Source organism: Nocardioides sp. 503 (assembly GCF_004522095.1).
In the GTDB taxonomy this organism is placed as follows: Bacteria; Actinomycetota; Actinomycetes; order Propionibacteriales; family Nocardioidaceae; genus Nocardioides.
Map to the genome: position 1 here is coordinate 646,835 of NZ_SPUI01000002.1, position 20,967 is coordinate 667,801.

24 protein-coding genes are annotated in these 20,967 nt (G+C 74.0%); 12 read left to right on the top strand and 12 right to left on the bottom strand.

From position 1 onward, the window contains the following. Positions 1-44: 44 nt before the first annotated feature. The gene (locus E4622_RS04110; RefSeq protein WP_134738778.1) at positions 45-704 is read right to left on the bottom strand and encodes a response regulator transcription factor; all 660 of its coding nucleotides are present in this window, start codon (positions 702-704) and stop codon (positions 45-47) included. After that, entirely contained in the window at positions 701-1,885 is a 1,185-nt protein-coding gene (locus E4622_RS04115; protein WP_134738779.1) for a histidine kinase, read from the bottom strand. The genes E4622_RS04110 and E4622_RS04115 overlap by 4 nt, the downstream gene beginning before the upstream one ends. Before the next feature lie 305 nt (positions 1,886-2,190). Between E4622_RS04115 and E4622_RS04120 the strand changes: the two genes are divergently transcribed. The 4 genes from E4622_RS04120 (at position 2,191) to E4622_RS04140 (ending at position 4,104) form a co-directional block, all read left to right on the top strand. Continuing rightward, positions 2,191-2,670 (top strand): DUF308 domain-containing protein, encoded by a 480-nt coding sequence (locus E4622_RS04120; protein ID WP_209021773.1) that lies wholly within the window; start codon positions 2,191-2,193, stop codon positions 2,668-2,670. 365 nt (positions 2,671-3,035) lie between these two features. After that, a complete protein-coding gene (locus tag E4622_RS04130; RefSeq protein WP_134738781.1) occupies positions 3,036-3,317 on the top strand; it encodes a hypothetical protein in 282 nt (93 codons plus the stop codon). 82 nt (positions 3,318-3,399) lie between these two features. Further along, positions 3,400-3,774: a hypothetical protein gene (locus E4622_RS04135; protein WP_134738782.1), complete on the top strand. Its 375-nt coding sequence runs from the start codon at positions 3,400-3,402 to the stop codon at positions 3,772-3,774. 87 nt (positions 3,775-3,861) lie between these two features. Further along, positions 3,862-4,104 (top strand): hypothetical protein, encoded by a 243-nt coding sequence (locus tag E4622_RS04140; RefSeq protein WP_134738783.1) that lies wholly within the window; start codon positions 3,862-3,864, stop codon positions 4,102-4,104. Here E4622_RS04140 and E4622_RS04145 read toward each other — a convergent pair. The 4 genes from E4622_RS04145 to E4622_RS04160 all read right to left on the bottom strand — a co-directional run bounded on the left by E4622_RS04145 (position 4,046) and on the right by E4622_RS04160 (position 6,901). Continuing rightward, positions 4,046-4,765: a hypothetical protein gene (locus E4622_RS04145; RefSeq protein WP_134738784.1), complete on the bottom strand. Its 720-nt coding sequence runs from the start codon at positions 4,763-4,765 to the stop codon at positions 4,046-4,048. The genes E4622_RS04140 and E4622_RS04145 overlap by 59 nt on opposite strands. Next, positions 4,762-5,310, bottom strand: coding sequence for a SigE family RNA polymerase sigma factor (locus E4622_RS04150; protein ID WP_134738785.1), 549 nt, complete (start codon positions 5,308-5,310; stop codon positions 4,762-4,764). The genes E4622_RS04145 and E4622_RS04150 overlap by 4 nt, the downstream gene beginning before the upstream one ends. A gap of 95 nt (positions 5,311-5,405) precedes the next feature. Further along, positions 5,406-6,293, bottom strand: a complete 888-nt coding sequence (locus E4622_RS04155) for an LLM class flavin-dependent oxidoreductase (protein WP_134738786.1) — start codon at positions 6,291-6,293, stop codon at positions 5,406-5,408. Positions 6,294-6,322: 29 nt separating this feature from the next. Beyond that, complete coding sequence (locus E4622_RS04160; RefSeq protein WP_134738787.1) at positions 6,323-6,901, bottom strand: TetR/AcrR family transcriptional regulator; 579 nt, start codon at positions 6,899-6,901, stop codon at positions 6,323-6,325. 86 nt (positions 6,902-6,987) lie between these two features. On the opposite strand from E4622_RS04160, the gene E4622_RS04165 reads away from it, so the two are divergent. Continuing rightward, positions 6,988-7,869 carry an SDR family oxidoreductase gene (locus tag E4622_RS04165; RefSeq protein WP_134738788.1) on the top strand — a complete coding sequence of 294 codons (882 nt, stop codon included), beginning with the start codon at positions 6,988-6,990 and terminating at the stop codon, positions 7,867-7,869. Between the two features lie 63 nt (positions 7,870-7,932). Here E4622_RS04165 and E4622_RS04170 read toward each other — a convergent pair whose 3' ends face one another. The 6 genes from E4622_RS04170 to E4622_RS04195 form a co-directional block, all read right to left on the bottom strand. Next, a complete protein-coding gene (locus tag E4622_RS04170; protein WP_134738789.1) occupies positions 7,933-9,234 on the bottom strand; it encodes an FAD-dependent oxidoreductase in 1,302 nt (433 codons plus the stop codon). Between the two features lie 28 nt (positions 9,235-9,262). After that, positions 9,263-10,666, bottom strand: coding sequence for a hypothetical protein (locus E4622_RS04175; RefSeq protein WP_134738790.1), 1,404 nt, complete (start codon positions 10,664-10,666; stop codon positions 9,263-9,265). 9 nt (positions 10,667-10,675) lie between these two features. After that, on the bottom strand, positions 10,676-11,272 hold the full coding sequence (locus E4622_RS04180; RefSeq protein WP_134738791.1) for a DUF4126 domain-containing protein: 597 nt from the start codon (positions 11,270-11,272) through the stop codon (positions 10,676-10,678). Positions 11,273-11,281: 9 nt separating this feature from the next. Then, positions 11,282-12,055, bottom strand: coding sequence for a hypothetical protein (locus E4622_RS04185; RefSeq protein WP_134738792.1), 774 nt, complete (start codon positions 12,053-12,055; stop codon positions 11,282-11,284). Beyond that, positions 12,052-12,546, bottom strand: a complete 495-nt coding sequence (locus E4622_RS04190; RefSeq protein WP_134738793.1) for a SigE family RNA polymerase sigma factor — start codon at positions 12,544-12,546, stop codon at positions 12,052-12,054. Before E4622_RS04190 ends, E4622_RS04185 begins: the two co-directional genes overlap by 4 nt. A gap of 83 nt (positions 12,547-12,629) precedes the next feature. Further along, a complete protein-coding gene (locus tag E4622_RS04195; protein WP_134738794.1) occupies positions 12,630-13,118 on the bottom strand; it encodes a YbaK/EbsC family protein in 489 nt (162 codons plus the stop codon). Positions 13,119-13,159: 41 nt separating this feature from the next. Here E4622_RS04195 and E4622_RS04200 point away from each other — a divergent pair, with 41 nt between their 5' ends. From E4622_RS04200 to E4622_RS04230, 7 genes are all read left to right on the top strand, one after another. Then, on the top strand, positions 13,160-13,627 hold the full coding sequence (locus tag E4622_RS04200; RefSeq protein WP_134738795.1) for a hypothetical protein: 468 nt from the start codon (positions 13,160-13,162) through the stop codon (positions 13,625-13,627). Positions 13,628-13,784: 157 nt separating this feature from the next. After that, complete coding sequence (locus E4622_RS04205; protein ID WP_134738796.1) at positions 13,785-14,114, top strand: DUF6504 family protein; 330 nt, start codon at positions 13,785-13,787, stop codon at positions 14,112-14,114. 3 nt (positions 14,115-14,117) lie between these two features. Next, complete coding sequence (locus E4622_RS04210) at positions 14,118-14,591, top strand: SAV_6107 family HEPN domain-containing protein (protein WP_134738797.1); 474 nt, start codon at positions 14,118-14,120, stop codon at positions 14,589-14,591. Between the two features lie 108 nt (positions 14,592-14,699). Further along, a complete protein-coding gene (locus tag E4622_RS04215; RefSeq protein WP_134738798.1) occupies positions 14,700-18,452 on the top strand; it encodes a DNA polymerase III subunit alpha in 3,753 nt (1,250 codons plus the stop codon). Between the two features lie 19 nt (positions 18,453-18,471). Further along, positions 18,472-19,182, top strand: coding sequence for a methyltransferase domain-containing protein (locus E4622_RS04220; protein ID WP_134738799.1), 711 nt, complete (start codon positions 18,472-18,474; stop codon positions 19,180-19,182). Positions 19,183-19,197: 15 nt separating this feature from the next. Further along, positions 19,198-20,397, top strand: a complete 1,200-nt coding sequence (gene dinB / locus E4622_RS04225; protein ID WP_134738800.1) for a DNA polymerase IV — start codon at positions 19,198-19,200, stop codon at positions 20,395-20,397. A gap of 111 nt (positions 20,398-20,508) precedes the next feature. Further along, positions 20,509-20,967 carry a DUF3040 domain-containing protein gene (locus tag E4622_RS04230; RefSeq protein ID WP_134738801.1) on the top strand — a complete coding sequence of 153 codons (459 nt, stop codon included), beginning with the start codon at positions 20,509-20,511 and terminating at the stop codon, positions 20,965-20,967.

Consider the following 20,967-nt stretch of genomic DNA (forward strand, 5'->3'; position numbering starts at 1 on the left):
ATGGACGCGTCGATTGATGGTGACTCTGAATCGAGTTCGGTGGCTCAGGGGTAGAGCCCGGCCCGGAACGCAAAGGACACGAGCTGAGCGCGATCCCGGGCACCGACCTTCGTCATGGCGCGCACCGCGTGCGTCTTCACGGTGAACGGCGAGACGAACAGCTGAGCGGCGATCTCGTCGTTGCCGAGCCCGCTGGCGATCAGGACGACCACGTCGCGCTCTCGGGGCGTCAGGGCGGTGAAGAGGCGGACGAGGTCCTGGTCGATCACCGGCGGCGGACTGTCGGTCATGTGCCCGATGAGCGCGGCGGTGGCGACGGCGGACAGGGTGCCGCCCCCGGCGACGACCTCGGCGATGCCGGCGACGAGCTCGGCTGGACTCACCGTCTTGCTCAGGAAGCCGTTGGCGCCCGCGCGCAGGGCCGCGAGCACGATCTCGTCCTGGTCGAACGTGGTCAGCACGATCACCCGCACGTCCTCGGAGGTGTGCTCGGCGCGGATCCGCCGCGTCGCCTCGACACCGTCGATCCCCGGCATCCGGATGTCCATCAGGACGAGGTCGACCGGGTGCTCCCGCAGGAACGCCGCCACCTGGAGCCCGTCGGAGAGGTCCCCGGCGACGACGAGGGTCGGGTCGAGCCGGAGCATCGACCGGATCCCGGCCCTCATCTCGTCCTGGTCGTCCACGATCAGGATCCGCGTCATGCGAGCACCGCTCCCACCGGGCTGAGCTCGGCACGGACGTGGAACCGGCCGTCGACGCTCTCGACCGTCAGCCGGCCGCCCGACGACTCGACCCGCTCGCGCATCCCCACGAGTCCCAGGCCGCTGCCGGACCCGGAGTCGCGCCGTACGTGGCCGATCTCGTTCTCCACGTCGACCCGGATCGTGCCGCCCTCCTCGCGCACCGTCACGGTGGCTGCGCCCTCGCCGTGCCGGTAGGCGTTCGTCAGCGCCTCCTGGACGACGCGGTAGAGCGTCACCCCCACACCCGGGCCCACGGCCTCCTCGGCGAGGTCGATGGACGGGTGCACGTCGAGGCCGACGCTCTCGAACGACGCGATCAGTGCCGCGAGGCCGCCGAGGCTCGGAGTCGGCCGGAGCGCCTCGTCGTCCGAGACGTCGTCACCGCGGCGGAGGAGGGCCAGGATGCGCTGCGTCTCGACGACGACGCCGCGGGCGCTCGACCTCGCCGAGACGAGAGCCTCCCGGGAGGACTCGGCGTCGGCGGGCAGCCCGATCTCGGCGACCCCGAGGTGGACGCTCAGCATCGCGACCTGGTGGCCGACGACGTCGTGGAGGTCCCGGGCGATGCGGAGACGCTCCTCGGTGACGCGCCGCGTGGCTTCCAGCTCGCGGGTGGCGAGCGCGCTGCGGGCCCGCTCCGCCAGGACCAGCCAGTGCTCCCGGTAGATGCGCAGGGCGGCGCCGGTGGCACCTCCCGCGATGGCCGAGAACAGGGCGGCGGAGCCCACGACCGCACCACCGCGGAACCCACCGATCGTCATGTACGCCGCCAGGAAGAACCCCGCCACGACCACGGTCGCGACGACCGGCTGCTTGCCCCGGAAGGTGACCGAGAACAGCACGAGGACCGCCATCATCCACACCGACAGCGGGTCCTGCCCGACCTCGGTCACGGCGAAGGACGCGGCGCTGGTCACGACCAGGCCTGCCCAGGGTGTCCACACGGAGAGGACGACACCGACGCCGGCGAGCACCACGGCCAGGACGGTCGCCGCGTCCGATCCTCGGAGCAGCAGCGCCACGACCTGCCCGGTGAACACCAGCGCCGCCAGTGCGTAGGCGACGGCGTGCAGCACTCGGGGGCTGCGGATCCACAGGGGTGCCGTCGCCCCGTCCTCGTCGTCCTGCGCGGTGACCATGTGGTGATCCTCGCCGACCTCGCCGGATCCCGCGTACTTCGAACGAAGTAGACGAGCCGGTCTCGCTCGAAGTCGACGGCAGATCTACTTCGTTCGTAGTACGTCGCCCCGTCCGACACGGCGAACACTCGGCGTCGAGGCGAACCACCTCGCCCGCTACGAACAGACAGGGACCTCTCATGGCTCACCCCGCTCCATCCGCACCTACTACCGCCATCACCACCACGCCCACCGCCGCGTCGTCGGCCGGGCTCCGTTCGCTCCACCTGCTACGAGCAGGCGTCTCCCTCGCTTGGGTGGTGCTGGTGCTCACGACCTCTGCGTCACTCGTCGCGACCGACGAGACCCCGGTCGTCGCCGCCGTGCTCCTGGTGGCGTACCCGCTCTGGGACGTCGTCGCCACGGTGCTCGACCGACGCAGGGCCGGGGCCGGCGACCGCGTCAACACCCTCAACATCGCCGTCGGTCTCGCCGCCACCGCCGCGATGACCGTCGCCGTGCTCGACACCATCGGCAGCACGCTGCTCGTGTTCGGCCTCTGGGCCCTCGTCTCCGGCGCGATCCAGCTGTCCGTCGCGATCCGGCGCCGGCGCACCGTCGGAAGCCAGTGGCCGATGATGATCAGCGGCGGCCAGTCCGTGCTGGCCGGTGCCGTCATCGCCGGCATGTCCGGCTCGGCGACCAGTGACCTCACCACGGTCGCCGGGTACGCCGCCTTCGGGGCCGTCTGGTTCCTCGTGTCCGCCGTCGCGCTCACCATCCGCGGCGAGCGGGCGACGCGCTGAGCGCCGGTCAGCGACGCAGGTCGAGGACCGCCCGGGCGAACTCCTCGGGCGCCTCCTGCGGCAAGGCGTGCCCGGCATCGACCAGCCGATAGTCGACCAACGACGAGGTCGTGGGCGATCGCGGTCTGCTGACCCGAGCGCATGGTGGTCTCGTCGACGAAGCGGGTGCCGCCCTACCCGCGCAGCGCGGGCACCACCACGTCCGCCCCCGCCTCAGCCAGGAGGTCGGCGACCCGGTCGAAGCTGTGTGCGTCGTAGGGGAAGCCGTGCAGCAGGATGACCGGCTCGCACGATGGTGGGTCTGACGGACACGCGGTGCGGGTACCCAGTGGCGTACCGGGCACGCCTGCGCGAAGATGCTGGGCATGACCTATCGGTTCGATCTGGTGGCCGACAGCGGACACTTCCACTTCGCTGATCGCGGCTGGGACAAGGTCCGCTTCATCTTGTCGGAGTTCCAACCCGCCAGGAAGGTGAGTCTGATGGGCAACCCGCCGTCGCGAATTCGCGTCGTGGCCGTGGGCGACGGCCCGGTCGAGATCGCCCCCGCGGTTCTGGCCCGGGTGGAGGAACTGGCCGGCACGTCGCTGGCTGTCGAACCGCTGACCCGAGGCGCGACCCTGCGGCAGAGGCTGAAGCGAGACTGAGGTCGGTCGCGGCGCATCCGCACCAGCGGCGCATGGCTGAAATGCGTAAGCCAGGGGAGGACATCGTCCGTAGCCTGACCACATGCCTCGAAGCGTCATCGTTCTCGGTAGCGATCCGGATCTGTTCGAGCGCGTCCGGACGGCACTGAGAGAGGACTCGCGCTTCGTCGACGTCGGCGACGGCATCCACTGCGACGGTGTGAAGGCGCCGCTCACGAACATCTACCCGATCCTGACCTCCCAGGCAGAGTGGACGGACTGGGACGTGGACGCGACAGGGATCACCGAGCCGCACAGGATGTCGAACCTCATCTTCGAGTGCTCCTCAGCCGCATGGGTAGCCGAGGCAGGCCGGCTCCTGACGCGCAGCCTGGAAGCGCCTCTGTGGTTCGTCGACGCAGCAGAACGGGCCTGGCCGGCTGAGCGGGTGGACCTGGCCCTGCTGCGCCTCTCCTGATCAGGCCATGACCGCCGAAGCTCCGAGAGTCATAGTTCAGGCGGGGCCCCTTGACCCGGTGTCGGTGGCCTGATGCATCCTCGTGGCATGGTCGACGAGGATTCCATGGAGCTCATCCACAAGCGCATGCTCAAGGTCGGTGAGTTCCTCACCGCCGGGGCGGCGTCGAAGAAGGTGGGCTTCGACCGGTCGACGCTGAGCGTGGCGTTCCGCGTAGGCCTCGAGCGGGGCTGGTACACGACGCGCGACAGCGCGAAGTGGACCAACCCCATCACCGGTGGGCCGGCGACTGAGTACTCCGCCGTGCCTCGGCGAGGTCCTCGAGGCTGACGAATCCCTCGCCGGGTGAGTTCTCGTCGATGACAGGGTGCGCGGCTCCGGGGCCGACCTCCACCGAACCGAGCAGGGCGATCATGTCGTCCACCTCGAAGGCGCCGTCGGGCCACTGCACCAACACGTGACCCTGCGGCTCCCCGGCCCGGGTCGCGGTGACGACCGCCGTGGTGCCGCTGTCGCCGCGGACGACGTAGTCACGACCGTCGACGGTCTCGACGCGGCCGGGGCCGGGGCGGCCGGGCTCGTAGAGGATGACGAGCTTGCCCTCGAACGCGTCGGGGAAGGGGTCGGGGGCGCCGGAGAGCGGCACCATCGTCACGTAGTCCTGCCTGTTGCCCTGCACCTCCCACCCGTCCGGGACGGCGTCGAAGGAGAGGGGGCCCAGCACGACGCGGTCGTCGGTGGGGCTCGGCGCAGCGGCGACGCCCGCGTCGTCGGTCGAGCGACCACCGTCGGTGGCGCGTCCGTCGAGGGCGGTGGCCGCGCCGACGCCGACCACGGCGAGCGCGGCGAGGCTGGCCACGCCCACGGCGCCACGGCGGCGCCGGTGGCGGCGCAGCGCCTCGTGGCCGCGGGTGAGGTCGTCGGTGGGCGGGGCGGTCGTTGCGTCGGGCGCGTAGGCGGCGGTGTCGAGCAGGGTGCGCAGGTCGTTCATCGGATCTCCTCAGGGACGGGGTGGGCGGGGAGCACGTGCTCGCCGAGGGCGGCTCGCAGGTGCGCGAGGGCCTTGGCGTTCTGGGACTTGACGGTGCCTTCGCTGCAGTCGAGCAACCGGGCGGTCTCGGCGACGTCGAGGTCGAGCCAGTGCCGCATCACGACCACGGCCCGCTGGCGCGGGGCGAGCCCGGCCAGGGCGGTCAGGACGTCACGGCGCAGGTCGACGTCGGGCGTCCGCTCGGAGTCGCCCTCGCCGGTGAACGCGTCGTCGCCGGCGCCTCCGGCGGCGATCTCACGCCGTCGGTGGGCCCGGCGGGTCTCGTCGAAGAAGGCGTGGGTCAGCGAGGTGCGGGCGTAGCCGAGCTGGTTGCCGGCGCGCCGCACCCGCGGCCACGACACGTAGAGCTTGGTGAGGGTCGTCTGGACGAGGTCCTCGGCCCACGCCTGGTCACCGGCCGTGAGCAGCCGCCCCATCGACACCAGGGTGCTGCGGTGGGCGCCCACGAAGTCCGCGAACTCCTCGTCGCGCTCGGCGCGTCTCATCTGGGTGCGTCTCCTCGGTGCCGTCGGTCGCTGTCACCTCCTTGACGGGGGTGGCGCCGCGCACGGTTGCCCCGGGCGGAAAGACGCCCGAGGGCTCAGCCGCGCTGCAGCCTCGGCACCACGTCGGCGGCGACCGCCTCCAGCACCGCCACGTCGCCGACGTACGCCGTGTCAGGACGCGGCCAGTGGGTGACCAGGTCGGTGAACCCGAGCTCGTCGAGCCGGCCGGCGATCTCCTCGAAGAACGCGACGCTCGACAGCGCGAAGCGCCCGGTGCCGGACAGGTGCGGGGTGGCGTCGGTGAGGACGTAGCGGGGGATCGACGCCAGGTCGCGGCCGGCCGCGGCGACGGCGTCCTCGAAGACCCGCACCGACTCGGCCAGACCGGCGTACCAGGACTCCACGGTGTCCGCAGGCGGCCCGGTCGTGACCCAGCCGTCACCATGAGCGGCGGCGAAGCGCAGCGAGCGGGGGCCGTTGGCCGCCACCAGGTACGGCGTGCGCGTGAGGCCGGGCAGCGTGCGGGCTTCCGCCGCGGAGAACCAGCGCCCCTGGCTGGTGACGTGGTCACCGGCGCGCAGCTGCTCGAGCAGCCCGACGAACTCCTGGAAGCGGTCGACGCGCTCGCGCACCGTGAGGTCCTCGACACCGAGGACGCGGGAGTCGAGGTCGCCGCCGGTGCCGAGGCCGAGCAGGAAGCGGCCGTCGGAGATGTCCTCGAGCGCCTGGGCGTCGCGGAAGAGCAGGTAGGGGTGGCGGAAGTTGGGCGCCGAGACCAGCGTGCCGAGCCCGATCCGCTCGGTGACGGCGGCCGCGGCGGCCAGGGTCGGGGTGGCGCCGGCCCAGGGGGAGTCGGGCAGGCCGCCCCACGTCAGGTGGTCGTAGGTCCAGGCGTGGTCGAAGCCCATGTCCTCGGTGGCTCGCCAGCGAGGAGCGGCCTCCGCCCAGGGCAGGTCGGTCAGCAGGGTGATTCCGATGCGCATGCGGCGAGCCTAGGGGTGCCGCACGACGCTCAGCCCAGCGCGGCCGTGGCGGCGCGCAGGTCGTCGAGGGCGGCGAGGGCGTGTGGCGCGAGGCCGCCCTCGTCGCCGCGGTCTCCCTCGGACCACTCCGCGTAGCCGCGCTTGAGGGCGAGCACCCCGAGCTCGGCCGCGAGGTGGGCGGTCGGGTCCGGGACGCCGCGCGCCACGAGCGCGTCGGTCATCGCCGTCGCCATGCCGACGCTCTTCAGCGCGTCGCGCTCCTGCAGCTCGGCGCTTGCCGCGACCGCCGCCTTGAGGCGCGGGCCGAGCTCACGGTTGGCGGGGCCGAACTCGCCCGACGCCCGCTCGAGCCCGCGCGCCACGGCCTCCAGCGGGCTGGCGTCCGCCTCGGCCTCGGCGATGCCCTCGGCGAGCAGCCGGCTCAACGTCTCCTGGCCGGCGACCAGCAGCTCGCGCTTGTCGGGGAAGTGGCGGAAGAAGGTGCTCTTGGTGACCCCGGCCCGCTCGGCGATCTCGGCGACCGTCGTGGCGTCGTAGCCCTGCTCGGTGAACAGGTCGACGGCGGCGAGGACGAGTCGCTCCCGCGCTCCCGGCTCCCAGCGTCCCATGAGCACACCCTACGTGATGGGACACTTGTCCCATCACTCTGCTACGGTCATGGGACCAAGGTCCCATCATCTGTCAGGAGCATCTCATGCACGTCTTCGTCACCGGTGGCACCGGCACCATCGGCTCCGCCGTCGTCCCCGAGCTCGTCGCCCACGGGCACACCGTCCTCGCGCTGGTGCGCTCCGAGGAGGCCGAGCGGGCGGTGACCGCCGCGGGCGCCAAGGCGCTGCGGGGCGGTCTCTCGGACCTCGACGTCCTCCGCGCGGGAGCCGCCCGCGCCGACGGCGTCGTCAGCCTCGCGTTCGGCCGCGACTACGGCACCCCGGAGGCGCTCGCGCGCAGCATCGCCGAGGAGACCGCCGCCATGACGGCGCTGGGGGAGGAGCTGGCCGGCAGCGAGCGCCCGTACGTCGTGGTGTCCGGGACCCCGTGGGTGCCGGGCCGCGTCGCCACCGAGTCCGACCCGGTGCCCACCGACGGGCCGGTGGGCGACCGCGGCCGCACCGTCATGGCCGTGCTCGACCTCGCCTCCCGGGGGGTGCGCAGCAGCGCGGTCCGGCTGCCGCGCACCGTCCACGAGGACGGCCAGGGCGGCTTCGCCGGCTTCCTGACCGAGGCCGCCCGCCGCAGCGGCGTGGCCGGCTTCCCCGGCGACGGCGCCCAGCGCTGGCCCGCGGTGCACGCGCGCGACGCCGCGGTGCTGTTCCGCCTCGCGCTGGAGTCGGCGCCGGCCGGCACGGCGTGGCACGCGGTCGCCGACGAGGGCGACGCGGTGCTCGACATCGCCACCGTCATCGGGCGCCGACTCGGGCTCCCGGTGCAGAACGTGCCGGAGGAGACGTTCGGGCCCTTCGGCCCGATCTTCGCCATGGACCAGCCGGCCTCGAGCGTCCACACCCGCGAGGCGCTCGGCTGGGAGCCGACGCACGCGAGCCTGCTCGACGACCTGGAGAACCTCCAGCCTTGACCAGGTGGTAAGCCAGGAGGGGAACGCACCCGGTGAGATCGAGCCGCTGAGGGACGAGGTGGCTCAGGCGGGGCCGACGGCCTGCGCCACGAGCGAGGCCGAGAGCCCGACGAACGGCAGACCGCCGCCCGGCGTCGCGTGCGCGCCGGCGGCGTAGACGCCCGGCACGGGGGTGTCGGGGCCGAGGCGACGCTGCACCGTCGAGCGGCCCTGCCAGAGCACGCCGAGCGGGGAGCCGCCCCACGCCTCGACGAGCTCGCGCGGGGAGCGATCCACCCGCACCACGACGTGGTCGCGGACGTCGAGCCCGTGGCGCGCCAGGGCGCGGAGCAGGTCCTCGGCGAGCCGGCCGCGGCCGTGCACGGTCCACGCGGTGCCACCCTCGGGAGTGGTGCCGCCCGGACGCACGACGAGCATCGGGTCGCCGTGCAGCACCAGCTCGTGGGGGACGTCGGGCACGTCTCCGTCCAGGCCCAGGTGCGACACGACCGGCGGGAGCGCCGGCATCGTGCGGGCGACGTACGGCGCGAGCGTGGGCAGGCGGCGCGGGTCGATCGCGACGACGACGACGTCGGCGGCCAGCTCGCCCATCGCGGTGCGCACGGCGGCGACCCGGCCCTCGCGCACGACGAGGTCGAGCGCGGGGGTGGACCGCAGGACCGTGACCTTGCGCGTCGCCAGGCGCGCCTCCAGCGCGATGGCGAGCGCGGACATGCCGCCGACGACGGTCCAGGCGTCGAAGCGCTGCTCGAGGTAGGCCTGCAGCCCGGCCCACGCCGGCACGTTGCGCAGGTCGTGGCCGGCCTCGACGAAGGGATGGCCCGCGACCAGGACGAGCCGGTCGTCGCGGAAGGCGCGGCGCAGCCGCTTGTGCAGGGTCTCGCGGCTGTTCAGCCGTGCGGCGACCTCACGTGGCAGCCGGTCGCGGTCCCACGGCACCTCGAAGTAGCCGCGCCGCAGCACCTCCCAGTCGTCGGCGTACGACGCCACGTGGTCCACCCACGCCTGGCCCAGGCCGGGCCCCAGCTCGTCGAACGCCGCCAGCTGCGCGCCGCGGGTGCCGCCGGGCAGCCGCACGCTGGTGTGGTCCTCGAAGCGGTGCTCGCGCACCACGTCGAGCGCCACCAGCTCGAGCTCGCGCTCCGCGGGCCGGCCGGACTTGCGGAACAGGTCGCGGATGACCGCCGGCAGCACCGTCGACGTGGCGGCGGCGTCCCAGGAGTAGTCGCCCTCGGACACCGTGCCGAGCGCGCCGCCCAGGCCGTCGGAGGCCTCGACCAGCGTGACCTCGTGGCCGAGCTTGGCGAGCCGGGCGGCCGAGGCGAGACCGCCGAAGCCGCCCCCGACCACCACCACCCGCGCCATGCGGCCAACCTACTGGCCTCACGTCGGCCTACGTGCGGACGTCCGGGGCGGCCTCGACGGCGCCGAAGTCGGTGCCGTACTCGCGGTCGACCAGGCGCAGCAGCCCGGCCGTCACCGGGGCGAGCCGCTCGCCGGTCACGAGCGCACCGCACGGGTCGACCTTGGCGAAGAGCCCCGTCGGGGTGTCGGCCGCGATCAGCGTGTCGCCGGTCTCGGCCTCGACGGGGGCGAAGTCGCGGCCGTCCCAGGAGAGCGGCCGCGCGACGCCGCCCCCCACCTTGATCGGGCCCTCGTGCATGGCCACGGCCCTGCCGGTGCGCGTCGCGTCCATCAGCGGCACCAGCGACTCCAGGTCGTCGGGGGTCAGGCCGGTGTCGCGACCCACGACCAGGTTGCCCTGGAGCAGCGTGAAGAACCGCCGGTCGACCTCCCCGACGAGCGTCGCGCCCGCGGACATCCGGGTGTTGAGCTCGGTGGGGCGGAAGCCATCGGCGGTGAGCACCCCGTCGACGCCGAACGCCCCGCGGTAGCCGTGCGCGGACGCGAGGTGCGCCCCCACCCGGCGCACGACGCCGCGCATCTCCTCCCGGTCGGCGGCGGGCGGGTCCCAGGTGGTGCCGATCCCCCCGTAGACGAAGCGCCTCCTCGCCGGGTCGCGCAGCGTCGCGATCTCGACGGGGCGGAAGGCGGCGGTGCCGCCGGGCAGGACCACGCCGTGGATCGAGCACGGCACGCCCTCGAGGAACGGCATCACCCGCACCCGGTCGCACCGCGGCCGGAAGAACCCCAGCGCCGCCTCGCGGTCGTGCTCGTCGACGACCCAGCGCACGTAGTTGCCCGCGCCGTTGAAGCCATCGCGCGCGTCCCCGGACCACACGGCCCCGAGCGGTCCCGCGAGCTCGTCGGTCGCGGCCGCCAGCGCCGCGGGCTCGTTCGCCACCACGGCGTACGGCGCACGGTCGACGCCGGCGGCGTCCCACACGGCGTCGGCCAGCATCTTGTCCTCGAGCGCGAGGAACGCCGCCGGGCGGCCGAACAGCACCGGGCGGCCGTCGATCGGCTCGTCGGTCGTGACGAACGGGTGCGCGAACCAGCCGCCGACCCGGTCGGGGTCGAAGCGCTCCACGGCGGCCCGGGCCAGCGGCGGCAGCTCGCGCGCGACCCGGTCCATCAGCCGCAGCTCGTCGGTGACCGAGTCGACCTCGGGCGCGACGATCTCGACGATCCGCGACTCCTCCAGCGCCGGCAACGGCCCGGCGCCCCGGCCGGTCGACAGCACCAGCACCGGGCAGCCCAGCTCGCGCAGCCAGGTGACGGCGGACGTGGCCCCCGCGAGGACCCCGGGGCCGACGACGATCGGCCGGCCGGCGTACAGCTCGGCGAGCCGCTCGCTCGCCGCGGCGCGGGCGGAGGGGTCGGCGAGGTCCGGCATGGGTCGACGCTAGGTGACGGCGCCCGTGGTCGCGAGCGGTTTGCGGCGCAGCCGTCGCCAGCCGCGGCGCACGAGCCGGGCCGCGAGGTAGAGCACCACGAGGCCCACGGCCAGGAGGACCCCGGCGACGGCGGCGGCCGCGGCGGGGTGGTCGAGCGCGAACCACACCAGGGCCAGCACCACGACGTCCTCGGTGACGCTGGCGCCGATGTTGGTGACCGGCTCGGGGGAGGAGTTGATCGCGAGCCGGCTGCCGGCCTTGACCAGGTGGGAGAGCAGCGCCGTGCCGCCGCCGACCGCACCGTTGACCGCCTGGGTCAGCGAGTCGGCGTCGCCCGCGAGCAGCACCCCGATCACCGCGCCGGCGGTCGGGCGGATCAGCGTCGAGACGACGTCCCACCCGGAGTCGATGAACGGGATCTTGTCGGCCACGAACTCCATCGCGTAGAGGAACCCCGCGACGCCGAGCACCTCCCAGCGGCCCAGGACGTCGGGCACCTCCGCCAGGCCGCCGACGCGGTCGGCGACGCCCAGCACCAGCACGACCAGGTAGGCGTTGACGCCGCTGGCCCAGCCGCTCGAGAACGCCAGGGGGAGGGACTCCATCCCCGGAGGCTAGCCGGGCAGGACGAGCCGCGGGTCCGTCCCCAGCTCGACCAGGTCGGCCTCCGGCACCTGGAGCGCGTCGCGGGCCGTCTCGAGCGACGACGCCCGCACCAGCTCCTTGACGTAGGTCACGAGCGTCGCGGACTTCACGACCTTGACCCGCCGCTCGAACCACAGGCTGTCGCGCTCGGTCGTGGCGATCTCGTCGTTCCGGATGGCCTTGAAGGTCCCCTGGGGAGTCAGCCGCACCGCCCAGAGCTTGGTGATGACGACGCTGTCGTCGTCGCGGACCTCGCGGGTGCACTCGAGGTAGGCGCCGCGGACGAGGCCGGACTCGCAGTACTGCTCCCCGCTGTCCTCGGCCCGCGCCCGGTCCTGGGTGAGGGTGACCTCGAAGCGGTGGTCCGAGCCGGCGCCGTAGCGCAGCACCGCCGCGCGGGGGCCGCCCTCGAACGTCGCCGGGCCGAGGTCTCCGACGCTGCGCCCGAGCACCGTGCGCGAGGCCTCCTCGATGACGCGCGGCAGCTGCGCGGGGTCGAGGGCCGGGCCCTGGGTCCGGTCGACGGCCGCCGAGCGGTCGTCCGGACCGTCACCGCCGACGAGCGCCGGGCCCGCGAGGCCGCCGACGGCCAGCACCGCGGCCACGGTGCCGCCGAGGACGAGTCGCCGGCGGCGTACGACCCGGCGACCGCGCAGGATGGCGGCGTCGGGGGTGAGGGAGAACGGCGGCTCGTCGGAGCTGACGTGGTCGTGGACGAGGGTGGACAGCTCGCGCTCGGTCATGGGGACTCCTCGCTGAGGACGAGATCGGGAAGATGGGTGCGCAGGGTGTGCAGGGCCCGCGAGGTCTGGCTCTTGACGGTGCCCTCGGCGACGGCCAGCGTCCGGGCGACGTCGGCGACGGAGAGGTCGTCGAGGAAGCGGAGCGCGATGATCGCCCGCTGGCGTGCCGGCAGCAGCGCCAGCGCCTGGCCGATGTCCAGACGCTCGTCGGGCACGGAGTGGGCCCGCTCGGGCAGGACGTCGGTCGGGATGTCGGGCGGGTGGCGTCGCAGGTGGCTCAGGCACTGGTTGACCACGGCCTTGCGTGCGTAGGCGTCGGCGGTCTCGGGCCGCACGCGCGGCCAGGCGGCGTACAGGCGCACGAACGCCTGCTGCGTCAGGTCCTCGGCCGTGTGCCAGTCGCGCACGATGAGGTAGGCGGTCCGCCGCAGGGCGGGGCCGCGGGCGAGGAAGAACTCCGAGAAGTCCTGCTCGCGGCGCTCACGTCGCATCGCCCCTCCGTCGGCTGGTGGTCCGGGTCCCCCTGTCTACGCGCCGAAGGGCCTGCGGGGTTCGCACCGCACCGGACTTTCTCTCACTCCACGTCGACGGAGGTGCCCCCGGTGAGCGCGACCAGCTCGTCGTACGTCGTCGAGAAGACCGCGGCCGGGTGGCCGGCTGCCGCCCACACGACGTCGTGGCGGCGCAGCCAGGGGTCGAGGTAGGTCGGCACGGGCGCCGGGTGGGCGATGGGGGAGACCCCGCCGATCACCTGGCCGGTGTGCTCGCGGACGAACTCCGGCTTCGCGCGCTTGAGCGAGGCCACGCCGATGCGCTCCGCGACCAGCGCGACGTCCACGCGGTGGGCGCCCGAGGTGAGGATCAGGACCGGCGCGCCACCGGCGTCGAAGAGCAGGCTGTTGGCGATCGCGCCGACCTCGCAGCCCAGCGCTTCCGCGGCCAGTGCGGCGGTGTGGACCGAGTCGGGCAGAATGACGATGTTTCCGGTCCCACCGCGGTTGGCATGCTCCGCGCGGAACCGGACGATGCCCGGGTGCTCCGTCAGGGGGTGCTCGGTCGTCATGCCGCGACCCTAGCGACCGCTACCGAGAGACCGGGTTACCCATGGACCACCAGCTGGACGACCTGCCTGCGGCGCCGCGCTCGGTCGGCCTGGCGGTGTGGCTGGTCGTGGTGCTGGTCGTCGTCGGCGCCGCCGTGACCGCCCTGACCGCGGTCCAGCGCGACGCGCTGATCGACGCCTGGTCCGTCGGGCACCCCGAGGACAGCGCGATCCAGCCGCCGGCGTTCGTGCCCGTGGCGGTCGTCCTCTACGTCGTCTTCGCCGGCCTGCTGCTGGTGCTGCTGCCGTTCCTCAGGACGGCCCACAACTGGGCCCGGTGGTCGCTGGTGGCGATGGTCGTGGTGATCGTGCTCGCGACGCTGGCCAGCCTGCGCACGGAGCCCCCGGCGCTGTTCGTCGTCTGCGCGATCGCCTCGCTGCCGCTGGACGCGGCCATCCTTTACGCGCTCCTGCACCGCGACACCACGGCGTACGTGCACGCCGACGCGTTCGCCCCCGCCCGCGGCTGAGACCCCGCTGGGGCCCCGGCCGGGCTCGCTCTTGACGCGCTGTCGGTGGCGCGGTGTACCTTGACGGTGTTCGAACGTCTGTTCGAACACCGTCGGCGGAGGTGACCTCGACCCCCACCTCCGCCGGCACCGGGGTCACCAGTGCGAGGAGGACGACGTGAGGCGCTACGACGACCCGGTCGAGGTACGCAAGGGCGGTGACGGTCCCGAGCAGTTCCTGTGGCGCGGCCGGCTGTGGAAGGTCCGCGCGGTGCTCGCGCACTGGGTGGAGACCGGTCCGTGGTGGCAGGGCCCGGTGGCCCGCGTCGCGATCGGCTCCCAGGAGCCCACCGAGTCGGCCCCCGTCGGCGACCTCCTCGGCGAGCGCGAGCTGTGGCGCGTCGAGGCCGGGCGCGGGCTCGAGGGTGGTCCGGACGGCGGCGGCGTCTTCGACCTCTCCTTCGACTGGGTCGACGGTCGCTGGCAGCTCGTCGGCTGCGAGGACTGAGCCGTGAGCGCCCAGCCCCACCCCTACGCCCTCCCGGCGACCACCCACTCCTACCTCGCCCGGGCCGCCGACTCGCTGAGCGAGGCGGTCGCCGCGACCGACGTCCCCACCCGCTACGCCGCGGCCCACGTCGCCGCGCTCCGCTCGGCCGCCGCGCTGCTCGCCGCCCGCGCCCGCCCGGCCCCGGCCCGGCGCCGCCCGCAGAAGAACGCCTGGGTCCTGCTCGCCGAGGTGGCCCCCGAGCTGGGGGAGTGGGCCACGTTCTTCGCCGCCGGCGCCGCCAAGCGCGCCGCCGCCGAGGCCGGCTCCACCCGCGCCGTGACCGAGCGCGAGGCCGACGACCTGGTGCGCGACGCCGACCGGTTCCTGGGTGTCGTGGAGCAGTCCCTGGGGCTGGTGCCCCACCTCCCGCTGGGCCAGGCGCTCGCCCAGGCGAGGGCCGTTCCGCCCGGGCGCGAGGTCTCCCGCTCGGCCTGAGCCGGGGGGTTGACGGCGGCCCGTCGGACCGGCCTACACTGGTCTCATTCGAACACCTGTTCGAACCACAGTCAGGGGTCGACCGGCTGGTTCTCCAGGAGCGTCCCCGTGCCCGATCCGTTCGTCCATCTCCACGTGGCCTCGGGCTACTCCCTGCAGTACGGCGCCTCCCACCCCCACGTGCTGGTCGAGCGGGCGGCCGAGCACGAGATGGACACCCTCGCGCTGACCGACCGCGACGGCACCTACGGCGCGGTCAAGTTCGCTCGGGCCTGTGGGCAGGCGGGGATCCGCCCGGTGCTGGGTGTCGACCTGGCCTACCGCGCCGGCGCCGCGCCGGAGGCGGCGAGGACCCGCACCCCGGTGCGCGGCGGCGCGTTCCGCGACCTGCCGGCCGAGCGCGGCGGGCTGCCCCGGGTGACCGTGCTGGCCAGCGCCGACACCCAGGGCGGCCGGGCCGGCTGGGCGGCGCTGTGCCGGCTGCTGTCGGCGACCCACCTGTCCGGGGAGCGCGGCAGCCCGGTGCTCGACCTGGACGCGCTGCCCGACGAGGTGGCGGGCCTGCTGGCCTCGGGCGACCTCACGGTGCTGCTGGGTCCCAGCTCCGCCCTCGGGGTGGCCGCCACCCGCCGCCGCGACGACCTGGGGCTGGCCGCGCTGGCGCCGTGGCGCACCCTGGTCCCGCGCTCGCACCTCGTCGTGGAGCTGGTCTCCCACCGCCTGCCCGGCGGCGGGTCGGGCTGGGGCCCCGGCACCACCCCCCACGCCGCCCGGATGGCCGGGGTGGCCCGGCAGGCGGGGCTGACGACGGTGCTCAGCAACGCCGTGCGCTACGCCGACCGCCGCGACGCGGTCACCGTCGACGTGCTCGACGCCGCGCGCCGGCTGGTCGCGCTCGACCAGCGCCACCTCGACCGCCGCAACGCCGAGGGCTTCCTGAAGTCCGGCAAGCAGATGTGGGAGGTCGCCGAGGAGGTCTGCCGGGCCGGCGGCCTGGGGGAGCGCGACGCGGCCCGCCTGCTCGCCGACACCCGCGCGGTGGCCGACCGGTGCGGGCTCGACCCGCGCGCCGACCTCGGGCTGGGCGAGGTGCACTTCCCCGAGTTCGAGCTCTCGACCAGCCACACCAGCGCCGATGCCGCGCTGCGCCAGCGCTGCGAGGGCGCGATCGGCGACCGCTACGGCTCCGCCCCGAGGCAGGTGATCTGGAAGCGCCTCGACGACGAGCTGGCGACCATCCGCAGCCTGGGCTACGCGCCGTACTTCCTCACGGTGGGCGACGTCACCGACCTGATCCGCGACCTGGGCGTGCGCTGCGCCGCGCGCGGCTCGGGCGCCGGCAGCCTGGTCAACTACCTGCTCGGGATCTCCGGCGTCGACCCGATCCGCCACCACCTGCTCATGGAGCGCTTCCTCTCGCCCCTGCGCGGCGCGCTGCCCGACATCGACGTCGACGTGGAGTCCGCGCGCCGGCTGGAGGTCTACGAGGCGATCCTCGACAAGTACGGCGGCGAGCGCTGCGTCTGCGTCTCGATGATGGACACCTACCGGGTGCGCCACGCGGTGCGCGACGTCGGTGCCGCACTCGGGATGCCGCCGGGGGAGACCGACGCGATCGCCAAGGCCTTCCCGCACATCCGGGCTCGCGACGCGCGGATCGCGCTGCGCGACCTGCCCGAGCTGCGCGCCAGCGGGCTGACCGACCAGCGCCTGGACCTGATGTTCCAGCTCGTGGAGCGCCTCGACGGGCTGCCGCGCCACATCGCCGTCCACCCCTGCGGGGTGCTGCTCTCCGACGCGACGCTGCTCGACCGCACCCCGGTGGAGGCGAGCTTCGCGGGCTTCCCGATGAGCCAGTTCGACAAGGACGACGTCGAGGACCTCGGCCTGCTCAAGCTCGACGTCCTCGGCATCCGCATGCAGTCCTCGATGGCCCACGCGGTCGCCGAGATCGCGCGGGTCGACGGGGTGCACGTCGACCTCGACGACGAGGAGCAGGTGCCCTTCGACGACCCCGCGACCTACGACCTGATCAGCAGCGCCAAGACGCTCGGGATCTTCCAGATCGAGTCGCCCGGGCAGCGCGAGCTGGTCGGCAAGTCCGGCATCGAGACCTTCGGCGACATCATCACCGACATCTCGCTGTTCCGCCCCGGGCCGGTCAAGAGCGACATGATCACGCCCTACCTCGAGGTCAAGCAGGGCTGGCGGGAGGCGACCTACCTCCACCCCGACCTGCGCCCGATCCTGGAGGAGACCCGCGGCGTGGTGGTCTTCCACGAGCAGGTGATCATGATGATCGCGGAGTTCACCGGCATCTCCTACGCCGAGGCCGACGAGAAGCGCCGGGCCCTCGGCGACGTCGAGGGCATGGCCGAGACCAAGGTCTGGTTCTTCCCCCGCGCCCTCGCCCGGGGCTACCCGCTCTCGGTGGTCGACCAGCTCTGGAAGGTGATCGCGGCGTTCGCGTCGTTCGGGTTCTGCAAGGCCCACGCGGCGGCGTTCGCGCTGCCGACCTTCCAGTCGGCGTGGCTCAAGACCCACTGGCCGGCCCACTTCCTCGCCGGCGTGCTGACCCACGACCCCGGCATGTACCCCAAGCGGCTGATCCTCGACGACGTGCGCCAGCTCGGCATCGAGGTCCTCGGCCTCGACGTCAACGCCTCCGAGAAGGAGTACGTCGTGGAGCGCGGGGAGGACGCCGGCTACGCCATCCGGCTGTCCCTCTCGGAGGTCAAGGGCATCAACGAGGCCGAGGTGGAGCGCGTCGTCGCCGCCCGCCCCTACGCCTCGCTGAGCGACTTCTGGCAGCGGGCGCGGGTCTCGCGGCCCGTCGTGGAGCGGCTGGTGCTGTCCGGCGGCTTCGACTCCGTCTACGGCATCGGCGCCGCGGGCGGCAGCGGCGTGCGCCAGCGCGGCCGGGTCACCCGGCGCGACCTGCTGCTGCAGGTGGCCCAGCTGGAGCGCCACGGCAAGGCGGTCGAGAAGGCCTCGCGCGGTCGCGGCCTGGCCACCCGGCGCCGCACCTCGGTCGCGACGACGCGGGCCGACGAGGCGGTCGTGCGCAACAGCACCGACCCGCGGGCGCGCGAGCAGGTGGCGCCGCTGGAGCGCCATCCGCTGGCGGAGGAGGGGGTCTGGGCCAAGGCCGCGGCGCAGAGCCGGGCCACCCCGGCGCCGCCGCCGGTGACCTCGGTCCAGCTGGCCCTCGACCTCGGGGACGGCCCGCGCGAGGGCGAGGTGTCCGGGCTGCCGGAGATGACTGCGGCCGAGTCGATGGCCGCCGAGCTGGAGATCCTCGGGCTCGACGTCAGCCGCCACGTCATCGACGACTACGCCGACTTCCTCGACGACCTCGGCGCCACCCGCAGCAAGGACCTGCTGGCGCAGCGCAGCCGCTCCGAGCTGCTGGTCGCCGGGGTCAAGGTGGCCACCCAGACCCCGCCGATCCGCTCGGGACGCCGGGTGGTCTTCCTGACCCTGGACGACGCGACCGGCCCGGTCGACGCGACGTTCTTCGAGGACGCCCAGGGCCCCTACGCCGCCACGGTGTTCCACTCCTGGCTGCTGGTCGTGCGCGGCGAGCTGCGCCGCACCGGATACCGCGGGGTCTCCCTGCGCGCCACCGGCTGCTGGGAGCTGCCGCTGCTGCACGCGCTGTGGCAGCGCGAGGGCATCGAGGCGGTCCACCGCCACCTCGCGACGGTGCCCGAGGGCTTCACCCCGCCCGAGCAGCGCCGGGTGCTGGTGCACTCCAGCGGGTTCCAGATGTCGCCCTACGCCGACATCAAGCCGGCCGGCGAGGACGGCAGGGCGGTCGCGCGCAAGCTCTGGCACCGCTCGCCGGGGAGCGCGGGATGAGGGCACTAGGGTTGGCGCCATGTCAGCCAGCGAGCGCAGGGGCGCCACCCGGACGGCCGTGGTGTGGGACGTCCTGCGCCCGATCCTGGGCGCCGGGTCCCGCGACGTCCTCGACATCGGCGGCGGCACCGGCGGGTTCGCGGTCAAGGTGGCCGAGCTCGGCCACCGGGTCTCGGTCGTCGACCCCAGCCCCGACGCGCTCGCCGCGCTGGCCCGCCGGGCCCGCGAGGTCGGGGTCGAGGTCGCCGGTCAGCAGGGCGACCTGTCCAGCCTGGTCGACGCCGTGGGCGCCGACAGCGCCGACGTGGTGCTGTGCCACGGCGTGCTCGAGGTCGTCGAGGACCCCGCCGCCGCCCTGGCCACGATCCGCGAGGTGCTGCGCCCCGGCGGCACGCTCAGCCTCCTGGTCGCCCAGCGCCACGCCGCGGTCCTGGCCCGCGCCATGGCCGGGCACTTCCAGCAGGCGCTGGCGCTGCTCGACCCCGCGCAGGCCCCGGCCGGGCGCTCCGGCCACCGGTTCACCGCCGAGGAGACCACCGACCTGCTCACCGAGGCCGGCTTCGAGATCGCCTCGGTCCACGGCATCCGCGTCTTCGCCGACCTGGTCCCCGGCTCGCTGCTCGAGCTGGAGCCCGGCGCCACCGCGGCCCTGGTCGAGCTCGAGCGCGCCGTCGCCGAGCGCCCCGAGTACCTCCCGCTCGCCACGCAGCTGCACCTCATCAGCAGCTGACCCCGGGAGCCGGCCATGAGGCCGGTGACCAGCACGCCGATCCTGCACGTCGACATGGACGCGTTCTACGCCTCCGTCGCCACCCGGGAGCGGCCCGACCTGCAGGACGTCCCGGTGATCGTCGGCGGCGGCTACCGCGGCGTGGTGCTGTCGGCCAACTACCTCGCCCGCGAGTACGGCGTGCGCTCGGCGATGACCGCCACCCGGGCCCGCCGGCTGTGCCCGCACGCGGTGGTCCTCGCGCCCGACTACGACACCTTCTCCACGGTCTCGACCGCGGTGATGGAGACCTTCCGCCGGGTGACCCCGCTGGTGGAGGCGCTGTCGCTGGACGAGGCGTTCCTCGACGTCCGCGGCTCGGTGCGCCGGCTCGGCCCGCCCCTGCAGATCGCCGAGGAGCTGCGCGCGCGCATCCACGACGAGCAGGGCATCACCTGCTCGGTGGGGGTGGCTGCGTCGATGTCGGTCGCCAAGCTGGGCAGCCGCCGGGCCAAGCCCGACGGGGTCGTCGTCGTCCCGCCCGAGGAGGTGACCTCCTTCCTGCACCCGCTCGACGTGGGCGAGCTCTACGGCGTGGGGGAGAAGACCCGGGCGATGCTGCACCGGCTCGGGCTGGTCCGCGTCGGCGACGTCGCGCACACGCCGCTGCGCACCCTGCAGCGCGCGGTCGGCGACGCGCTCGGCCGGCAGCTGCACGACCTGGCCTGGGGCACCGACCGGCGCGAGGTCGTGGCCGGCACCGCCACCGCCTTCGGGCTCGGCGGCGGCCAGCCGGACAAGTCGATGGGCGCGCAGGAGACGTTCGGCCGCGACACCGACGACCGGGAGGTGGTGCTGCGCGAGGTGCTCGCGCTGACCGCCAAGGTCACCGGCCGGATGCGAGTGGCGGAGGTGGCCGGTCGCACGGTGACGATCACCGTGCGCTTCGCCGACTTCACCACCCTCACCCGCTCGCGCACCCTGCCCGAGGCGACCGACGTGACCCAGGAGGTCTACCGCGCCGCGGTGGGCCTCTACGACGCCCTCGGGCTGCAGCGCGCCCGGATCCGGCTGGTGGGTGTCCGCGTCGAGGGACTGATGCCGCGCGAGCGCGTGCACCGCCAGCTGGTGCTGGGCGAGCGGGAGCACGGCTGGGCCGACGCCGACCGTGCCGTCGACCGCGCCACCCGCCGGTTCGGGACCTCCGCGGTGCGACCCGCTAGCCTCCTCACCTGACCGGCGCCCGTCCGACCGGTCTCGCTTCGGCGACGATTTCCTGAGTGCGCCTACCGTGATCAGGGGTCGCTGCCTAGACTTGGTTCACGCGACCAAGGTTGGAGGGAACCGGTGCCACTCTCGGAAGAGGAGCTGCGACTGCTGGAGCAGATGGAACGCGCCCTCGTCGAGGAGGATCCGAAGTTCGCCTCCACGCTGCGCGGCACCACGCTGCGCCGCACCGCCCGCCGCCGCGCCATCCTGGCCGGCGTCGTGTTCGTCGTCGGCATCGTCGTCCTCATGACCGGCGTCATCAGCCAGGTCATCCCGCTCGGCATCGTCGGCTTCGTCATCATGCTGGTCTCCGCGACCGTCTCCCTGACCGCGATCCGCGGCCAGGCCGCGGCCGCCGCCGAGCCCCGTACCACCGGCCACCCCTCCGGCTTCGCCGTCATCGACGGCGGCCGCAGCGCCCGGCTGCGCCGCCCGCGCGGCGCCGGCCGGTCCGGTCGCCAGCAGAGCCACGGCTCGTTCATGGAGCGGCTCGAGGAGCGCTGGCGCCGCCGCCGCGACCAGAACGGCGGCTTCTGA